Origin of the sequence: Cellulomonas taurus, assembly GCF_012931845.1 — a bacterium.
Lineage (GTDB): Bacteria > Actinomycetota > Actinomycetes > Actinomycetales > Cellulomonadaceae > Cellulomonas > Cellulomonas taurus.
In genome coordinates, this window is sequence record NZ_CP051884.1 from 3,078,127 (window position 1) to 3,095,337 (window position 17,211).

Genomic DNA, 17,211 nt, shown 5'->3' on the forward strand with positions numbered 1-17,211 from the left:
AGTCACTGGTCGAAACCGAGCACCCGACGCGGCTGGTTGAACCGGCGCACGACCGAGCGCGGCAGCACCCGCAGCAGCGCCGATCCCGCGCGGTACCGCAGGCTCGGGGTGGAGATGACGGCACCGCGGCGCACGTCGGCGAGCCCGGTGGCGACCACCCGCTCGGCGCTCAGCCACGCGAGCTCGGGGACGTGCTGGTCGATACCCGCGCGCTCGTGGAACTCGGTGTGGGTCAGCCCGGGGCAGAGCGCGGTCGCGGTGACACCGGTGCCGTGCAGCTCGGCGGCCAGGCCCTCGGTGAAGGTGCGCACCCATGCCTTGTGCGCCGAGTAGGTGCCGTTGGTGGTCAGCGCCGCCACCGAGGCCACGTTCAGGATCGCGCCGCGTCCCCGGCGGACCATCGACTCGGCGGCCGCCCGGGACAGCACCAGCACCGCACGCACCATCAGGTCGAGCGCCGCCTCCTCCCGGGCCAGGTCACCGGTGACGAATCGTTGGTGCAGGCCGAGCCCGGCGTTGTTAACCAGCAGACCGACCGGCCGCTCCGTGGCCCGCAGCCGCTCGGCGACCCGCTCCACGTCGGCCCGGTCGGTGAGGTCGGCCGGCAGCACCTCGACGTGGATGCCGGCGGCGGCGCGCAGCTGGGCCGCCAACCGCTCCAGGCGCTCGGTGTCCCGGGCGACCAGGACGACGTCGTGACGGGCGGTGGCGAGCTGCCAGGCGAACTCCAGGCCCAGCCCGGCGGACGCCCCGGTGACGAGTGCGGTTCCCATGCGCGTCAGCCTACGGGGACGGCCCCATCGTGTCGGGCGTTCCGGGTAGCGTGCCGGTCATGCGCCTCGCCACCTGGAACGTGAACTCGATCCGCACCCGCGTCGACCGGGTGCTCGCCTTCCTGGACCGCACCGGCACCGACGTGCTGGCGATGCAGGAGACCAAGTGCAAGGACGAGCAGTTCCCGCGCGAGGCGTTCGAGGCAGCCGGGTACCAGGTGGTGACCAGTGGCTTCAGCCAGTGGAACGGGGTGGCGATCGCCTCCCGGGTCGAGATCGACGACGTGCAGCACGCCTTCGACGGCCAGCCCGGCTGGGGCGAGGACCCGGTCACCGAGGCGCGGGCGCTCGGCGCGTCCTGCGGCGGTGTGCGGGTATGGAGCCTCTACATCCCGAACGGCCGTGAGCTGGGAGACCCGCACTTCGACTACAAGCTGCGCTGGCTGGAGGCGCTGCGCACCGAGTCGGCGCGCTGGCTGACCGAGGACCCGGCGCTGCCGGTGGCGCTGGTCGGCGACTGGAACGTGGCACCGCTGGACACCGACGTCTGGGACATCGACGTCTTCGCCGGACGCACCCACGTCACCCCGGCCGAGCGGGAGGCATTCGCCGCCTTCGCCGCCGCCGGGTACACCGAGGTCTCCCGCGAGCACCTCCCGGCCGAGCACACCTACACCTACTGGGACTACCAGCAGCTGCGGTTCCCCAAGAACCAGGGCATGCGGATCGACTTCACCTGGGCCTCGCCGACCCTGGCGGCGCGGGTGACCGACGTGAGCATCGAGCGGAACGAGCGCAAGGGCAAGGGGCCCTCGGATCACGTGCCGGTGGTCCTGGACATCGCGGACGCCGCCTGATGGACGACGACGGCATGGGCGGGCACGGCTCGGGCGGCAGTGACGGCTCGGGCGCCGGCTCGGCCCCGGATCCGGGCGGCCACGCCACCGACATGCCCGGCTACCAACCGCCCCCGCCGGCGAGCTTCCCGCAGTCGCCCTACCACCAGTCGCCGCACCCGGGCTTCACCCCGCCCGGGGCCGTCCCGCCCCCGCCCGGCATGCAGCAGCCGGTCATGCAGCCCGGAGCGGCAGCGTCGGGGTACGCCCCGCCCGGGTACGCCCCGCCCGGTTATGCCCCGCCCGGGTACGCAGTACCGGCCCACCCGCAGCTCGGCGCCGGTCAGCCCCCCGCCCCGCAACCGGGATGGCAGCCTCAGCCTCCGACCTATCCCCAGCCCTACGCCCCGCAGGCGTACTACGCGCAGCCCTACGCCGCCCCCTACGACGGGCTGGCCATCGCCTCGATCTCGACCGGCGGTGGCGCGATCCTGGCCGCGTTCATCTTCCCGCTGTTCCTGCTCGCCTCACCGGCCGCGGTCGGCCTGGGCATCTGGTCGCTGGTCCGAGTGCGCGCCTCGGGCGCGCAGGGCCGGGCGCTGGCGATCGTCGGCATCGTGCTGGGGGCGGTCGGCACCCTGGCAGTGGTCGCCTTCGTGGCCTTCTTCGGCTGGCTGATCTGGGGTCTGTCCCAGATGCACTGACCGGGGCTCAGTGGCGTCCGGTCAGAGCTGCACGGTCAGGTTCGCCTGGACCTGCGCGTGCACCGGCTCGACCATGTCGATCGCCCCGTCGGACAGCAGCCACTGCACCTGCATGCCGTCCATCACCGCGATCAGCTGCCGCGCGGCGGTCATCGGGTCCACCCCCTCGCGCAGGTGCCCGTCCTCGGCGGCCTCCCGGTAGGCACGGGCGATGACCTCCGCGCTGTCGTCGTAGCGCTGGACGAAGTAGCCGTGTGCCGGGTGATCGCTCGCGGTCGCCTCGGCGGAGACCACGGCGAACAGCTCGACGATGCCGCGGCGCTCGGTGTTGACCCGCACCAGGTCGACGGTCCGGCGCAGGGCCGCGACCCCGCGGACGCCCGGGTCCGACATCCGCTCCCGGTCGGCGATGTCCCGCTGTTCCAGCACCGCGAGCAGCAGCGCCTCCTTGGTCGGGAAGTGGTGCAGCAGGCCCGGGTGGGAGATGCCGCACCGCGCCGCGATGTCCCGCAGGCTGGCACCCCGGTAGCCGGACTCTCCGAAGATCGCCACCGCCTGAGCCAGGATCTCCGCCTTCTTGGCCCGGCCCTTGGCATAGCCCGGCAGTGTCTCGGTGCTCACTCGGGTCCCTCTCCTCGACGGTCGCGTGGCGATTGTGTCACCTGGGTGCCGACGGCGGCTGGTCACAATACCGACCGGACGGTAGGTTAATGCCATCGCCCGGCGGAGGACCCCCGGGCCTGTCGCACGCGGAGGTGCCCCATGACCGACGTCTTCGACGTCGAGCGCGTTCTGGCCGAGCTCACCCTGGAGGAGAAGGCGGCGCTGACCTCCGGCTCCGACTTCTGGCACACCGACGCCGTCGAGCGCCTGGGCGTGCCGAAGGTGATGGTGACCGACGGCCCGCACGGACTGCGCAAGCAGGCGACCTCGGCGGACCACCTGGGGCTGGGCGAATCGGTCCCGGCGACCTGCTTCCCGCCGGCCGCCGCCCTCGGCTCCACCTGGAACCCCGACCTGCTGCGCCGGGTGGGCGTCGCCCTCGGCCGGGAGACCCGTGGCAACGACGTCGCGGTGCTGCTCGGCCCGGGGATCAACATGAAGCGGTCGCCGTTGTGCGGGCGGAACTTCGAGTACCTGGCCGAGGACCCGCTGCTCGCCGGTGACCTCGGCGCCGCCCTGGTGACCGGCGTGCAGAGCGAGGGCGTGGGCACCTCGCTCAAGCACTTCGCGGTGAACAACCAGGAGTCGGACCGGATGCGGGTCTCCGCCGAGGTCGACGAGCGCACCCTGCGGGAGATCTACCTGCCCGCCTTCGAACGGGTGGTGAAGCAGGCACAGCCGTGGACGGTGATGTGCTCGTACAACAAGATCAACGGCACCTACGCCTCGCAGAACCACTGGCTGCTGACCGAGGTGCTCCGCGACGAGTGGGGCTTCGAGGGCCTGGTCGTCTCCGACTGGGGCGCCGTGTACCAGCGGGTGCCGGGTCTGGTCGCCGGGATGGACCTGGAGATGCCGTCCAGCGGGGGGCGCACCGACGCCGAGATCGTCGCGGCCGTGCAGGACGGGACGCTGGACCCGGAGGTGCTGGACGTCGCCGCCCGCCGGGTGCTCACCCTGATCGCCCGCGCGCTGCCCGCCCTCGCCGACCCCGGCACGATCGACCACGACGCCCACCACGAGCTGGCCCGTGAGGCGGCCGCCGCCGGATCGGTGCTGCTGAAGAACGACGGCGTGCTGCCGCTGGCGACCGACGACGCGCGCTCCGCGGTGGTGATCGGCGAGTTCGCCCGCACCCCGCGCTACCAGGGCGCCGGATCCTCCCAGGTCCACCCGACCCGACTGGACGACGCCCTCACCGCCCTGCGTGCCGCCACCGGCACCGAGCTGCCCTTCGCCGCCGGGTTCTCGGTGGCCGGTGTCGCCGGGTCGCAGGACGCCGACGACGACGCGCTGCTGGCCGAGGCGGTCGACGCCGCGAAGGACGCCGGGACCGTGCTGCTGTTCCTGGGCCTGCCCGCGCCGGACGAGTCCGAGGGGTACGACCGCACCCACCTGAGCCTGCCCGCGAACCAGCTGGCCGTGCTGCGCGCGGTGGCGGAGGTCAACGCGCGGGTGGTCGTGGTGCTGGCCAACGGCTCCGCCGTCACGGTGGAGTGGCAGGACCACGCCGCCGCGGTGCTGGAATGCTGGCTCGGCGGGCAGGCCGGTGGCTCGGCCGCTGCCGACCTGCTGCTCGGCGTCCGCAACCCCTCCGGTCGCCTGGCGGAGACCATCCCGCACCGCCTGGAGGACACCCCGGCCTTCGGCAACTTCCCCGGGGACAACGGGGTGGTCCGCTACGGCGAGGGCGTGCTCATCGGCTACCGCTGGTACGACACCCGGAAGATCGACGTCGCCTACCCCTTCGGCCACGGTCTGTCCTACACCAGCTTCGGCTATGACGACCTGGCCGCCGAGGTGACCGGCGCCGGCGCCGACAGCGCAGTGCGGGTGGCGGTCACGGTGACCAACACCGGTGAGCGTGCGGGCACCGAGGTCGTGCAGGTCTACGTCGGGGACCCGGAGGCGGCGGTGCTGCGCCCGGTGCGCGAGCTGAAGGGCTTCGCCGCCGTCGAGCTGGCAGCCGGCGCCTCCCAGCGGGTGGAGATCGAGCTGGACGGGCGCGACCTGTCCTACTGGCACCCCGGGCTGCGACGCTGGGTGGTCGGCGGCGGTCGCACGGTGATCGAGGTCGGCGCCTCGTCGCGGGACATCCGCGCCACCACCGAGGTCGCGGTCACCGGTGAGGAGATCGTGCTGCCGCTGGACGCGGAGTCCAGCTTCGCCGAGTGGCTGGCCCACCCCGCCGGCGCGCGGGTGCTCACCCCGCTGCTGCCGGAGGGCATGGCCGAGTCGGAGATGGGCACCATGCTCAGTGACGCCCCGCTCCGGTCGCTGATCGGCTTCGGGATGGTCGACCCCGGCGCCGACGGCCTGGAAGGGCTGCTCGCCCGGGTCTGACCCGACCTCGGCACTCCCGGCCCGAGATCGGCACTCCCGGCCCGAGATCGGCACTTCGAGCCCGAGGTCGGCACTTCCCCGCACGACGAACGGCGGGAAGTGCCGACCTCGGCGCCGCACCGAGCGGCTCGCCTGCGCCCGTCGCGGCCGTCACCTGCGCGGTGCCAGGGGCCGCCCTTGACGTGCGCGGCGCCCCGGCACCGGGCCGGGTGGTGAGGGTCACCCCGGAACCCGGGACCACTGCCCCTGGGAGCACCCCGCGCGCCGTGACAGGGTGAGCCTGGCGGGCGCGACCGGTGCCCGACGGAACGAGGGGCGACGAGTGATGACGCAGGTCGTGGTGGTCGGTGGCGGCTACGGAGGGGCGCGGGTGGCGTCGCTGCTGGACGACGTGGCCGACGTGACGCTGATCGAGCCCAAGGACGCCTTCGTGCACGCCTCCGCCGCCCTGCGCGGTGCCGTCGACCCGGCGTGGGAGGAGCGGGTGTTCGTCCCCTACGACCGGCTGTTGACCCGCGGCACGGTCGTGCAGCAGCGGGTGGAGCGCGCTCTGCCGGGCCGGGTGCAGCTCGCCGACGGCCGCACCGTCGAGGCCGATTACCTGGTGCTGGCCACCGGCGCCGCCTACCCGTTCCCGGCGAAGTTCCTGGAGTCGGAGACGACGGTGGCCCGCGCCCGGCTGGCCCGGATGCGCGAGGGCCTCGCGGCCGCCGACCGGGTGCTGATCGTCGGCGCCGGACCGGTCGGACTCGAGCTGGTCGGAGAGCTGCGGGAGCAGTTCCCGGCGGTGAAGATCACCGTGGTGGACCAGGCCGAGGACGCGCTGAGCACCGGTGAGTACCTGCCGGAGCTGCGGTCGGCGGTGCACGAACAGCTCGACGGGGTGGACTTCGTGTTCGGCACCCGACTGGGGTACCTGCCGCCGGTCGACGTCGGCGTCCACGAGCCCTTCGCGGTGGACACCGAGGACGGGCGCAAGATCGAGGCCCAGATGTGGTTCCGCTGCTACGGCAACCGCGCGGAGTCCGACTACCTGGCCGGACCGCTGGCCGCCGAGCGCACCGGGTTGGGTCAGCTCCGGGTCGAGCCGACGTTGCAGGTGCACGGCCAGCCCACGGTCTTCGCGGTCGGCGACCTCACCGACGTTCCGGAGTCGAAGCGGGCATCCGCCGCCCGGGCGCACGCCGACGTGGTGGCGGCCAACCTGCGGGCGATGATCGCCGGGGAGCGGCCGACCGCCACCTACGCGCCCGCGCCGGAGATGATCGTGCTCCCCCTGGGCAGCACCGGTGGGGCGTCGCAGGTCGTCGACCAGGCGGGTCAGCGGCGGATCCTGGGCGCCGAGGAGACCAGCCGGATCAAGGGCCAGGACCTGTTCAGCACCGACATCGCGGAGCTGTTCGGCCAGGTCTGATCGGGTGTATCTCAGGCGGCGCGGCGCTTGCGCAGCCGCCCGATCACGAACTTGGCCAGCAGGATCACGATCACCGCGTACACGGTGTAGTTGATGTAGTCGGAATAGTGCCCGACGTTCTCCCACTGGGCGCCGAGCACGTAGCCGGCCGTGACCAGGGCACTGTTCCACACCGCGGAACCGATCGTGGTGTAGAGCAGGAACTTGCCGAGCGGCATCTTCTCCAGCCCGGCCGGGATCGACACCAGCGAGCGGACCACCGGCACGCAGCGACCGATCAGCACTGCCGCTCCGCCGTGCCGGGTGAACCAGGCCTCCGCCTTATCCAGGTCCTCGACCTCCATCAGCGGCATCCGGTCCAGCCAGCGTCGCAGCCGGTCCCGGCCGAACCAGGCGCCGAGCGCGTACAGCGCCCAGGCTCCGAGCACCGCACCGGCGGTGGCGCCGATGATCGCCCAGGCCAGCGACATGTGGCCCTGGGAGGCGACGTACCCGGCGACCGGGAGCACCACCTCGGAGGGGATTGGCGGGAACAGGTTCTCCAGCGCGACCAGTAGGCCGACGCCGATCGGGCCGAGCGTCTCGACCACGCTCACCACCCAGCCGGCCAGGCCGGTGAGTTCGGCGCCGCCCGTCGCGGCAGTGGTCACGGACAGGGCGGGGCCACCGGCCAGCGCGAGGGTCGGATTCATCTCCGGCATCCTCACACGGCCGGTGGCCGTCCGCTCAGTCGTTCACCGGCTCCACACGGGTCAGCTCCAGCCCGGTCACCTCGCCGATCGGCCGGTCGACCCGGACGGTGTCGCCGTCGTGCACCTGCCCGGCGAGCAGCAGTCGGGCCAGTCGGTCGCCGATCTCGCGCTGCACCAGGCGCCGCAGCGGCCGGGCGCCGTAGGCCGGGTCGAAGCCCTCGATCGCCAGCCATTCGCGGGCGGCCGGGGTGACCTCGAGGTGCAGTCGACGGTCGCGCAGTCGGGCCGCGAGCGCCGCCACCTGCAGGTCGACGATCTCGGTGATCTCGGCCAGGGTGAGCGGCTGGAACATCACGACGTCGTCCAACCGGTTCAGGAACTCCGGCTTGAACTGCTGCCGGACCACGCCCATCACCGCGTCCTCCTTCGCCGACTGCTCCAGCATCGGGTCCGCCAGGAACTGCGAGCCGAGGTTGGAGGTCAGGATCAGGATGACGTTCCGGAAGTCGACCGTGCGGCCCTGACCGTCGGTCAGCCGACCGTCGTCCAGCACCTGCAGCAGGATGTCGAAGACCTCCGGGTGTGCCTTCTCCACCTCGTCCAGCAGCAGCACCGAGTAGGGCCGGCGCCGCACCGCCTCGGTGAGCTGGCCGCCCTCCTCGTAGCCGACGTACCCGGGCGGGGCCCCGATCAGCCGGGCGACCGCGTGCCGCTCGGCGTATTCGGACATGTCGATCCGGACCATGGCGCGCTCGTCGTCGAACAGGAAGTCGGCCAGCGCCTTGGCCAGCTCGGTCTTGCCGACACCGGTGGGGCCGAGGAACAGGAACGATCCGGTCGGACGATCCGGGTCGGAGATGCCGGCCCGGGCGCGACGCACCGCGTCGGAGACCGCGGCGACCGCCTGCTGCTGGCCGATGAGTCGCTCGCCGAGCACCTCCTCCATCCGGAGCAGCTTGGCGGTCTCGCCTTCCAGCAGCCGCCCGGCGGGGATGCCGGTCCAGGCGGCGACCACCTCGGCGATCTCGTCCGGTCCGACCTTCTCCGCGATCATCGGCACCGTCGACGCCGTGGGCTGCTCGGCCTCGGCGGACTCGGCGGCGGCGATCTGCTTCTCCACCTCCGGGATCTCGCCGTAGAGCAGTCGACCGGCGGCGGCGAGGTCACCCTCGCGCTGCGCCCGGTCGGCGGCGGATCGCAGCTCGTCCAGCTTCGCCTTCAGGTCGCCGACCAGGTTGTGCCCGGCCTTCTCCTGCTCCCAGCGTGCGGTCAGTCCGGCCAGTTCCTCGCGGCGGTCGGCCAGATCGGCGCGCAGCTTCTCCAGACGCTCCTGGCTGGCCGGGTCGTCGGACTCGGAGAGGACCAGTTCCTCCATCTCCAGTCGGGTGACGGCACGCTGCAGCTCGTCCACCTCGACCGGCGAGGAGTCCAGCTCCATCCGCAGCCGGGATGCCGCCTCGTCGACCAGGTCGATCGCCTTGTCGGGCAGCTGACGACCGGTGATGTAGCGGTCGGACAGCCCGGCGGCGGCGACCAGGGCGGCGTCCGAGATGGTCACCTTGTGGTGCGCCTCGTACCGCTCCTTCAGACCGCGCAGGATCGCCACGGTGTCCTCGACGCTCGGCTCGCCCACGAAGACCTGCTGGAACCGGCGTTCCAGGGCGGGGTCCTTCTCGATCCGCTCCCGGTACTCGTCCAGCGTGGTGGCGCCGACCAGGCGCAGCTCACCGCGGGCCAGCATCGGCTTGAGCATGTTCCCGGCGTCCATCGCACCTTCGCCACCGGCTCCGGCGCCGACGACGGTGTGCAGCTCGTCGATGAAGGTGACGATCTCGCCGTCGGAGGAGGTGATCTCCTCCAGCACGGCCTTGAGCCGTTCCTCGAACTCGCCGCGGTACTTGGCGCCGGCCACCATCGCCGCCAGGTCCAGCGAGATCAGCCGCTTGCCGCGCAGGGACTCGGGCACGTCACCGGCGACGATCCGCTGCGCCAGGCCCTCGACCACGGCGGTCTTGCCGACACCGGGCTCACCGATCAGCACCGGGTTGTTCTTGGTCCGGCGGGACAGCACCTGGATCACCCGGCGGATCTCCGAGTCCCGGCCGATCACCGGGTCGAGCTTGCCCTCGTCGGCGCGCCGGGTCAGGTCGACACCGTACTGCTCCAGTGCCTTGTAGGTGCCCTCCGGGTTGGGGCTGCTCACCTTCGCGTTGCCCCGCACGGACGGCAGGGCGGCGAGCAGGGCGTCCCGCGAGGCACCCTGGGCGCGGAGCGCGTCGGCGACCCCGGTCTGTCCGGCGGCCAGCCCGATGAGCAGGTGCTCCGTGGAGACGTAGTCATCACCGAGGCTGCGGGCCTCGTCCGAGGCGGCGGTCAGCACGGTGGCCATCGCCCGGGAGGCGGTGGGCGGCGTGGCGGTGGAGCCGGTGGCGCTGGGCAGACCGACCAGCACGGCACGCACCGAGCGGCCGAGTGCCTGACGGTCGACGCCGACCGCGTCCAGCAGTCCGTTGGCGACACCACCCTCCTGCTGCAGCAGTGCGTTCAGCAGATGAGCGGGCTCGATCTGCGGGTTTCCTGCGGCGGTCGCCTGCTGCACGGCGTCGCCGACGGCTTCCTGCGATTTGGTGGTGAACTTCGCGTCCAACGGGGGTCCCTCCATGCGTGAGTAGCTGCTGCCGGTCACAACCTGGACGAAGTTGAGTCTATTCCGCTCAACCCTGGCCGTCGAACGGAAAGCGACCTGGGTCGACGGGCGGGAAACCGCAAGCCGGCGCCCGGTCATCCAGGTGGGCCGACCGCCCCGGAGTTGACACGTGTCATCGACGCGTATGACAGGTGTCGAGTGTGATCGCACCTCCGGCCGCGCCCCGGCGCTATGCCCGATTCCGGCGTCTTCAGGGGCGACATTTCCGGACAAACCGGGTTGTGCTTCTGTGATACATCTCACAAACGGCCGCCTTCGATTGCCTTGGCGCACAGGCTCGGCACAGTCTTGCCACCTCGCCCCCGAGCGAAGAAGCCGCTCCTCCCGATCTCGCACCGTTCACCTGAACGGGTGACAGTCAGCCGGACCCAGTCACAGAGCAGCTCCCCCGGAACGACGTCGGCAGCCAGCCGACATCCCCGGGCAGCGCATCCCGCGCCGCGTCAACGTCGCCGACGGCATCCTCCGAGCCCATCGCTCCGACAGCCGACGAGGTGACGTCCATGTTCATCTTCATCCTGCAGATCCGGCACATGCTGGACGCTCAGGCCGAGCTGTACCTGTTCACCGTGTTCTCCGCCCTGGTCTGGGTGTTGTGGCTGGTGAAGGTCGCACTCTCCCGCCGCTACCGCCCGTACATCGAGGACCACCACGAGACGACCAGCGTCGTCGTGCCGGTGGTCGACGAACCGCTCGACCTGTTCCGCGACGTCCTCACCCGGGTGACCGAACAGCACCCGGACGAGGTCATCGTCGTCATCAACGGCAAGCCCAACCCCGGGCTGGAGGCGGTCTGCGACGAGTTCGCGCCGCTGGTCCGCTGGGTGCACACCCCGATCCCGGGCAAGCGCAACGCCGTGAAGATCGGCACCGAGCTGTCCCGCTTCGACATCACCGTGCTGCTCGACTCGGACACCGTGTGGACGCCGGGCACCCTGCGCGAGCTGATCAAGCCCTTCGCCGACCCGAAGATCGGCGGCGTCACCACCCGGCAGCGCATCCTCGAACCCACCCGGTCCTGGATCACCCGCTGGGCGGACTGGCTGGAGAACTCCCGGTCGCTGTACTCGATGCCCGCGCAGTCGGTGCTCGGCCAGGTCGGCTGCCTGCCCGGCCGGACCATCGCGTTCCGCCGCACGATCCTGACCCAGGTGATGCACGACTTCATGACCCAGCGGTTCATGGGCGTGTTCCTGGAGGTCAGCGACGACCGCACCCTGACGAACCTCACCCTGAAGGCGGGCTACCGCACCGTCTACCAGCACACCTCGCTGGTCTACACCGATGCCCCGCTGGAGGTGCGCAAGCTGTTCAAGCAGCAGCTGCGCTGGGCGCGGGGCAGCCAGTACAACACCCTGCGGATGCTCCCGTGGATGCTCGGGCACGCCCCGATCCTGGCGGTGTTCTTCCTGACCGACATCCTGTTGCCGTTCCTGCTGGTCGGCACCATCGCGGGCTGGATCTACCGGGCGGTCAGCGGCACCGGGGTCAACCTCTACCAGGCGGTGCTGGAGGCCTACGGGGCGCAGGCCGGGTGGTTCTGGGTGATCGCGCTGATGGTGACCTCCTCGGTGCTGTCCATGGCGATCCGGCAGATCCGCCACCTGCAGGAGGTGCCCGGCGACTTCTTCCGGCTGCCGGTGTTTATCATCGTGTCGACCTTCTTCCTGATGCCGGTGCGCCTGCTCGGGTTCCTGCGGATGGCGCACGCCTCCGGCTGGGGCACCCGGGCCGGTGCCTACGCCGGTGGTGACCCGGCCACCGACGACCTCACCCCCGAGCGGGACGAGGAGCTGCTCGCCGAGCTGGAGCTGATGAGCCGCCCGGCGCCGGTCGACGTGGTCGACCGCTCCGGCAGCCAGCACAGTTCGGGTCCGGCGGGCGGCACCCATGCGTCCCACGCCGCCGGGCCGGCGGGTGTCCTCGCGACCGAGACCCGGACCGCCCCGACCCGACGCGCCACCCGGACCCCGGCCCCCGCGCCGGCCCCGCAGCGCTGTCGACTCAATCCGCTCGCCGCCATCCCCTACGGCATCGCCGTGGTGATCTTCGCGCTGGAGGCCACCCTCTATGTCTGATTCCCCGATCAAGCTCACCGGCACCGGTGGCTCCCCCGGGCATGCCTGGTGGACGCCGTCGATGGGCCGGATGACCACCAAGGCCCGGATCGCCACCGCCTCGATCGTCGCCGCACTGCTGGCGATCACCCTGGTGGTCTGGAACCTGCCGACCGTCTCCCAGATCGTCACCGGCGAACCGGCCGACCCGCAGCTCACCGCCCGGGAGCAGGAGCTGTTGGCCGAGAACCAGCGGTTGCAGGACGAGCTGGACACCTCGCGCTCCCAATCCGAGTCGCTGCGCGGCGTGGTCGCCGCCGAGCAGGCCGCCCGGCAGAAGGGCGAACAGGACCGCGCGGCGCGGGAGGCGGCCGGATCCTCCGACACGCCCGCTGCCTCCGGCTCGTCAGGGTCGTCCGGGTCGTCGGCACGTCAGGGGTCGAGCGCCCCGCGACGTGGCGGCACCACCACCACCCCGCCCGCCACCACGGCGCCCGCCCCCGCGCCGGGCAGTGCCGCGGGCGCCGCCAACCCGCAGGCGCCCCAGCCGACCGAGCCGAACGCCCCGCCGCCGGAGACCACGCCCTCGGCCCCCAGCAAGAGCGAACTGCTGAACCCGAGCACCCGGTACTTCGGGATGTACACCACCCAGGCACCCTTCAACTGGGCCACCTTCGACGACGCCGCGAGCGCCGTGGGGCGCAGCCAGAACCTGGTCGGCTACTTCGGCGGCTGGGATCAGGACTACCGGGCGAATGCCGTCACCCGGGCCTGGGATCGCGGGCTGCTGCCGATGCTGACCTGGGAGTCGCGGCCGATCGCCGCCAAGAACGACGTGGTCGTCGAGCCCGACTACACCCTGCCGAAGATCATCGGCGGGGAGTTCGACGCCTACCTGACCCGGTACGCCCAGGACATCGTGGCCACCGGCCTGCCCCTGGCGATCCGGCTGGACCACGAGATGAACGGCGTCTGGTACCCGTGGGCGGAGACCACCGGTTCCGGTGCCTCCATCAACGGCAACTCCCCCGGGGACTTCGTGGCCATGTGGCAGCACGTGCACGACATCTTCGAGGCGAACGGCGCGAACGACTACGTGATCTGGGTCTGGGCGCCGAACATCGTGAACAACCTGCCCGCGGCGAAGCAGGGGCTGGACACCCTGCGGGGCCTGTACCCCGGGGACGACTACGTCGACTGGGTCGGGGTGTCCGGCTACCAGCGCCCGCCGTACAAGGCCGACAACAACGCCACCTTCGGCTACACCTACGACCGCACCCTCGATCAGCTCCGCGAGCTGACCGACAAGAAGATCATCCTGGCCGAGGTCGGGGCGTCCGAGACCGGGGGCACCAAACCCGCCTGGGTCCGGTCGTTCTTCCAGGGCTTCGACCCGGGTGCGAACGACGACGTGATCGGCTTCGCCTGGTTCAACCTCGCCGTGACCACCTATGTCGAGGGTCAGCTGTCGACCAACGACTGGCGGGTCGACTCCCGGGCGAACTCGCTCGCGGCGTTCGCGGAGGGGGTGGCGGACCCGGCGCGGAACTTCGGGGGCGCCGTGGTGGACGCACCTGCTGCGACCACCCCCGCACAGGCGCTCCTCACCGCCCCGGCACCCGCGACCACCGCCGAGCCGTCCCCGACCCCCGCAGCACCCGAGCCCACGCCCACTGCCACGCCGGAGGCGACGCCCGCACCCACGGTCGCCCCCGAGCCGACCCCGAGCCCAGCACCCAGTGCCACCGGAGCCACCGGAGCCACCGGAGCCACCGAGTGAACCGCCGCAGCCGCCGCAATCCCCGCCATCCTGAGGAGTCCGTCATGAACGACCAGTTCCTGAGCGCCGCCGAACTCTCCGTCACCGAGCCCGCCGCCGACCCGGCCCCCACCCCGACCGGCACCAGGATCGCGGTGTTCGGCACCGGGTACCTCGGCGCCACCCACGCCGTCGCGATGGCCGAGCTCGGCTTCGAGGTGCTGGGTGCCGACACCGACCAGGGGAAGGTCGACGCCCTGGCCGCGGGCAAGGTCCCGTTCTACGAGCCGGGACTCGACCCCCTGCTCACCAAGCACCTGGACACCGGCCGGATCCGGTTCACCACCGACCTGGCCGCGGCTGCCGCCTGGGGCGATGTGCATTTCATCTGCGTGGGCACCCCGCAGCAGAAGACCTCGCACGCCGCGAACCTGTCCTACGTCGAATCCGCCGCGACCACCATCGCCCGGAATCTGACCAAGGACGCGCTGATCGTGGGCAAGTCCACCGTCCCGGTCGGCACCGCCGCCCGGCTGCGGGAGCTGATCGCCGCCGAGGTGCCCCGGGGGCTGCGGGCCGAACTGGTCTGGAACCCGGAGTTCCTGCGCGAGGGAAAAGCGGTGCAGGACACCCTGCACCCGGACCGGATCGTGCTCGGCGGCACCAGCCCCGCCGCGGAGGCGACCCTGCGTGAGGTCTACGCCGGACCGATCAGCGAGGGCACCCCGGTCGTGGTGACCGACCTGCCCACCGCCGAGCTGGTCAAGGTCTCCGCCAATGCCTTCCTGGCCACCAAGATCAGCTTCATCAACGCGATCTCCGGGGTGTGCGAGGCGGCCGGGGCCGATGTCACGGTGCTCGCCGACGCCCTCGGTCACGACGTGCGGATCGGCCGGCAGTTCCTGGACGCCGGGCTGGGCTTCGGCGGTGGCTGCCTGCCCAAGGACATCCGCGCCCTGATGCACCGGGCCAACGAGCTCGGCGCCTACCGGGCGTCGGCGCTGCTGCAGCAGGTGGACGAGATCAACATGGGCCAGCGCGAGCGGGTGCTCGACCTGGCGGTGCAGGCCTGCGGCGGATCGGTGCTCAACCGGCGGATCGGAGTGCTGGGCGCCGCCTTCAAGCCGCACACCGACGATGTGCGGGACTCCCCCGCGCTCAATGTCGCCGCCGCCCTGCACCTGCGCGGTGCCCAGGTCACCGTCTTCGACCCGGAGGCCGGTGACACCGCGCGACGGTCGTTCCCGACCCTGTCCTACGCCACCAGCGTGGAGGAGGCGGTGGAGGGCACCGACGTCGTGCTGGTGCTCACCGAGTGGGACCAGTTCACCACCGCCGACCCCTCCGTCCTCGCCCCGCTCACCAGCGCCCCGCGGGTGATCGACGCCCGCGGCAAGCTGGACCCGCGGACCTGGCAGTCCGCGGGCTGGGAGTTCGCCGGGCTGGGCAGGAACGTCGGCGCCGCGGCCTGAGCCGCAGGTGGGGGTCGGGTCGCCCGGATCGGGAGGCGACCCGACCCCCACGGTGCTGTGATGGGCGGCGTCACCGTCCACCGCTGGAGGAGAGCGTCATGTCCGTGCGCGACCTGCCCTGGCCCGAAGGCACGCCGTCCTTCGCCGAGCTGAATGCCCCCGATCTGGATGCCGCGGAGGCGTTCTACGGTCCGCTGTTCGGCTGGACCTTCGACCGCGGCCCGGCAGAGATGAACCACTACACCACCGCACTGCTGCACGGTCGGCCCGCCGCGGCCTTCAACCCACCGATGGCCGACGCACCGGCCTCGCCGCCGCACTGGCTCACCCACATCAGCACGGACGACGCCACCGCCGCCGCCAGCCGCGCCGCCGCCGCCGGGGCCCAGGTGCTGCTGGCACCCATGTCGGTGATGGAGTTCGGTGTGCTCGCGGTGATCGCCGACCCGTTCGGCGCGGTCTTCGCGCTGTGGCAGCCGCACTCGGACATCGGCGCGCAGGTGGTGAACGAGCCCGGGGCGATGATCTGGAACGAGCACATGTCACCCGAGCTCTCGGCGGCTCAGGACTTCTACCGGACGCTGTTCGGCTACCAGTACGACGACATGAGCGCCGAGGGCTTCGCGTACGCCACCTTCAGCCTCGGCGACGATCCGATCGGCGGGATGGGCGGCGGCTCCGAGATCGCCCGCTGGGTGGTCACCTTCGCCGTCGCCGACACCGATGGGGCGATCGCGCAGGCCCAGCAGCTGGGCGGATCGGTGCACCACGAGCCGCAGGACACCGACTACGGCCGGATCGCCGGGATCGTGGGTCCGTTCGGCGAGCGGTTCTACGTGATGTCGACCGCACCGGAGGGCTGAGTCGCCGGGCTACCCTCGACCCCGTGCAGAACGTTCCTGGGTCGGACTTCCATCCGGCGCCGCAGCTGCGGGACGCACCCCTGCGGACGTTCCACCCGCGACGCGCGCCGATGGGGGTGCGGCGGACCGGGGCGCTGGAGCGCCTGTGGCCCCGCTACGGGGTGTCCGTCCATGACCCCGAACTCGGCCTGCCGCCGCTCACCGCCGACGGCACCCTGGACACGGTGACCCTCTTCGGTCGCCAAGCGCCCCTGGTGGTCGAGATCGGCTCGGGGATGGGTGACGCCACCGCTGCGATGGCCGCCGCCGACCGGGACCGCGACTACCTCGCGGTCGAGGTGCACCTGCCCGGCATCGCCCACCTGCTGGGGTTGATCGAGGACGCCGACCTGGGCAACGTCCGCCTCGCCCACGGCGACGCCCTGGACCTGCTGCGCACCCGCATCGCCCCGGACAGCCTGGACGCGGTGCACGTCTTCTTCCCCGACCCGTGGCCGAAGTCCCGCCACCACAAGCGCCGGATCATCGCCCCGGACCACGTCGCGCTGATCCGCTCCCGACTGCGGCCCGGCGGCACCCTGCACTGCGCCACCGACTGGGAGCCGTACGCCGAGCAGATGCTCGAGGTGCTCAGCGCCGACCCGGGGCTGGACCTCCCGCACGGCGGGTACGCGCCCCGGATGGCCGCCCGGCCGGTGACCCGGTTCGAGCAGCGCGGGGTGGAGGCGGGACGGGTGATCCGGGATCTGCTGGCGGTGCGTCGGGCGGACTGACCCGCGACCGGGCGCGACACCGGCAGAGGGTGAGACCCGGTGTGAAATCCCCACCGACCGCCCGAATCGTCACCAATCGTCCCGCAGGCTCCCAGGGATGCGAGGGCGGGTGCCCTCCGCGAGGCCACGGCCACCGTGCGACACGGCCGGCCCGC

13 protein-coding genes are annotated in these 17,211 nt (G+C 72.0%); 9 read left to right on the forward strand and 4 right to left on the reverse strand.

Translation table 11 applies throughout. From position 1 onward, the window contains the following. Nucleotides 1-2 precede the first annotated feature (2 nt). Nucleotides 3-773, reverse strand: coding sequence for an SDR family NAD(P)-dependent oxidoreductase (locus HGK68_RS14290; RefSeq protein WP_169166564.1), 771 nt, complete (start codon nt 771-773; stop codon nt 3-5). Between the two features lie 59 nt (nt 774-832). On the opposite strand from HGK68_RS14290, the gene HGK68_RS14295 reads away from it, so the two are divergent. Together HGK68_RS14295 and HGK68_RS14300 are read left to right on the forward strand one after the other, a co-directional pair. Continuing rightward, nucleotides 833-1,630, forward strand: a complete 798-nt coding sequence (locus HGK68_RS14295) for an exodeoxyribonuclease III (RefSeq protein ID WP_169166565.1) — start codon at nt 833-835, stop codon at nt 1,628-1,630. After that, complete coding sequence (locus HGK68_RS14300) at nt 1,630-2,313, forward strand: DUF4190 domain-containing protein (RefSeq protein WP_169166566.1); 684 nt, start codon at nt 1,630-1,632, stop codon at nt 2,311-2,313. Before HGK68_RS14295 ends, HGK68_RS14300 begins: the two co-directional genes overlap by 1 nt. A 21-nt stretch (nt 2,314-2,334) precedes the next feature. Here the strand turns inward: HGK68_RS14300 and HGK68_RS14305 are convergent, their stop codons facing one another. Beyond that, a complete protein-coding gene (locus HGK68_RS14305) occupies nt 2,335-2,934 on the reverse strand; it encodes a TetR/AcrR family transcriptional regulator (RefSeq protein ID WP_216859260.1) in 600 nt (199 codons plus the stop codon). 141 nt (nt 2,935-3,075) lie between these two features. Here HGK68_RS14305 and HGK68_RS14310 point away from each other — a divergent pair, with 141 nt between their 5' ends. Further along, nucleotides 3,076-5,319: a glycoside hydrolase family 3 C-terminal domain-containing protein gene (locus tag HGK68_RS14310; RefSeq protein ID WP_169166568.1), complete on the forward strand. Its 2,244-nt coding sequence runs from the start codon at nt 3,076-3,078 to the stop codon at nt 5,317-5,319. 325 nt (nt 5,320-5,644) lie between these two features. After that, nucleotides 5,645-6,733 carry an FAD-dependent oxidoreductase gene (locus tag HGK68_RS14315; protein WP_169166569.1) on the forward strand — a complete coding sequence of 363 codons (1,089 nt, stop codon included), beginning with the start codon at nt 5,645-5,647 and terminating at the stop codon, nt 6,731-6,733. Between the two features lie 11 nt (nt 6,734-6,744). Here HGK68_RS14315 and HGK68_RS14320 read toward each other — a convergent pair whose 3' ends face one another. Next, nucleotides 6,745-7,425 (reverse strand): DedA family protein, encoded by a 681-nt coding sequence (locus HGK68_RS14320; RefSeq protein WP_246260405.1) that lies wholly within the window; start codon nt 7,423-7,425, stop codon nt 6,745-6,747. Nucleotides 7,426-7,459: 34 nt separating this feature from the next. Continuing rightward, nucleotides 7,460-10,072 (reverse strand): ATP-dependent chaperone ClpB, encoded by a 2,613-nt coding sequence (gene clpB / locus HGK68_RS14325; protein WP_169166571.1) that lies wholly within the window; start codon nt 10,070-10,072, stop codon nt 7,460-7,462. A 563-nt stretch (nt 10,073-10,635) separates the two neighbouring features. Between clpB and HGK68_RS14330 the strand changes: the two genes are divergently transcribed. The 5 genes from HGK68_RS14330 (at nt 10,636) to trmB (ending at nt 17,056) form a co-directional block, all read left to right on the forward strand. Beyond that, a complete protein-coding gene (locus HGK68_RS14330; protein ID WP_169166572.1) occupies nt 10,636-12,210 on the forward strand; it encodes a glycosyltransferase family 2 protein in 1,575 nt (524 codons plus the stop codon). Further along, nucleotides 12,203-13,969: a glycoside hydrolase family 26 protein gene (locus tag HGK68_RS14335; protein ID WP_246260406.1), complete on the forward strand. Its 1,767-nt coding sequence runs from the start codon at nt 12,203-12,205 to the stop codon at nt 13,967-13,969. Before HGK68_RS14330 ends, HGK68_RS14335 begins: the two co-directional genes overlap by 8 nt. A gap of 44 nt (nt 13,970-14,013) precedes the next feature. Continuing rightward, the gene (locus tag HGK68_RS14340; protein ID WP_169166573.1) at nt 14,014-15,420 is read left to right on the forward strand and encodes a UDP-glucose dehydrogenase family protein; all 1,407 of its coding nucleotides are present in this window, start codon (nt 14,014-14,016) and stop codon (nt 15,418-15,420) included. Nucleotides 15,421-15,518: 98 nt separating this feature from the next. Then, a complete protein-coding gene (locus HGK68_RS14345) occupies nt 15,519-16,283 on the forward strand; it encodes a VOC family protein (protein ID WP_169166574.1) in 765 nt (254 codons plus the stop codon). Nucleotides 16,284-16,306: 23 nt separating this feature from the next. Further along, nucleotides 16,307-17,056, forward strand: a complete 750-nt coding sequence (trmB, locus tag HGK68_RS14350) for a tRNA (guanosine(46)-N7)-methyltransferase TrmB (RefSeq protein ID WP_246260407.1) — start codon at nt 16,307-16,309, stop codon at nt 17,054-17,056. Nucleotides 17,057-17,211: the final 155 nt, after the last annotated feature.

Bases quoted from the DNA above. Each gene is read 5' to 3' on its own strand.
- HGK68_RS14320 (WP_246260405.1), bottom strand. From the start codon at position 7,425: ATGAATCCGACCCTCGCGCTGGCCGGTGGCCCCGCCCTGTCCGTGACC.
- HGK68_RS14340 (WP_169166573.1), top strand. From the start codon at position 14,014: ATGAACGACCAGTTCCTGAGCGCCGCCGAACTCTCCGTCACCGAGCCC.
- HGK68_RS14315 (WP_169166569.1), top strand. From the start codon at position 5,645: ATGACGCAGGTCGTGGTGGTCGGTGGCGGCTACGGAGGGGCGCGGGTG.
- HGK68_RS14310 (WP_169166568.1), top strand. From the start codon at position 3,076: ATGACCGACGTCTTCGACGTCGAGCGCGTTCTGGCCGAGCTCACCCTG.
- HGK68_RS14330 (WP_169166572.1), top strand. From the start codon at position 10,636: ATGTTCATCTTCATCCTGCAGATCCGGCACATGCTGGACGCTCAGGCC.
- HGK68_RS14300 (WP_169166566.1), top strand. From the start codon at position 1,630: ATGGACGACGACGGCATGGGCGGGCACGGCTCGGGCGGCAGTGACGGC.
- HGK68_RS14295 (WP_169166565.1), top strand. From the start codon at position 833: ATGCGCCTCGCCACCTGGAACGTGAACTCGATCCGCACCCGCGTCGAC.
- HGK68_RS14335 (WP_246260406.1), top strand. From the start codon at position 12,203: ATGTCTGATTCCCCGATCAAGCTCACCGGCACCGGTGGCTCCCCCGGG.
- HGK68_RS14290 (WP_169166564.1), bottom strand. From the start codon at position 773: ATGGGAACCGCACTCGTCACCGGGGCGTCCGCCGGGCTGGGCCTGGAG.
- HGK68_RS14345 (WP_169166574.1), top strand. From the start codon at position 15,519: ATGTCCGTGCGCGACCTGCCCTGGCCCGAAGGCACGCCGTCCTTCGCC.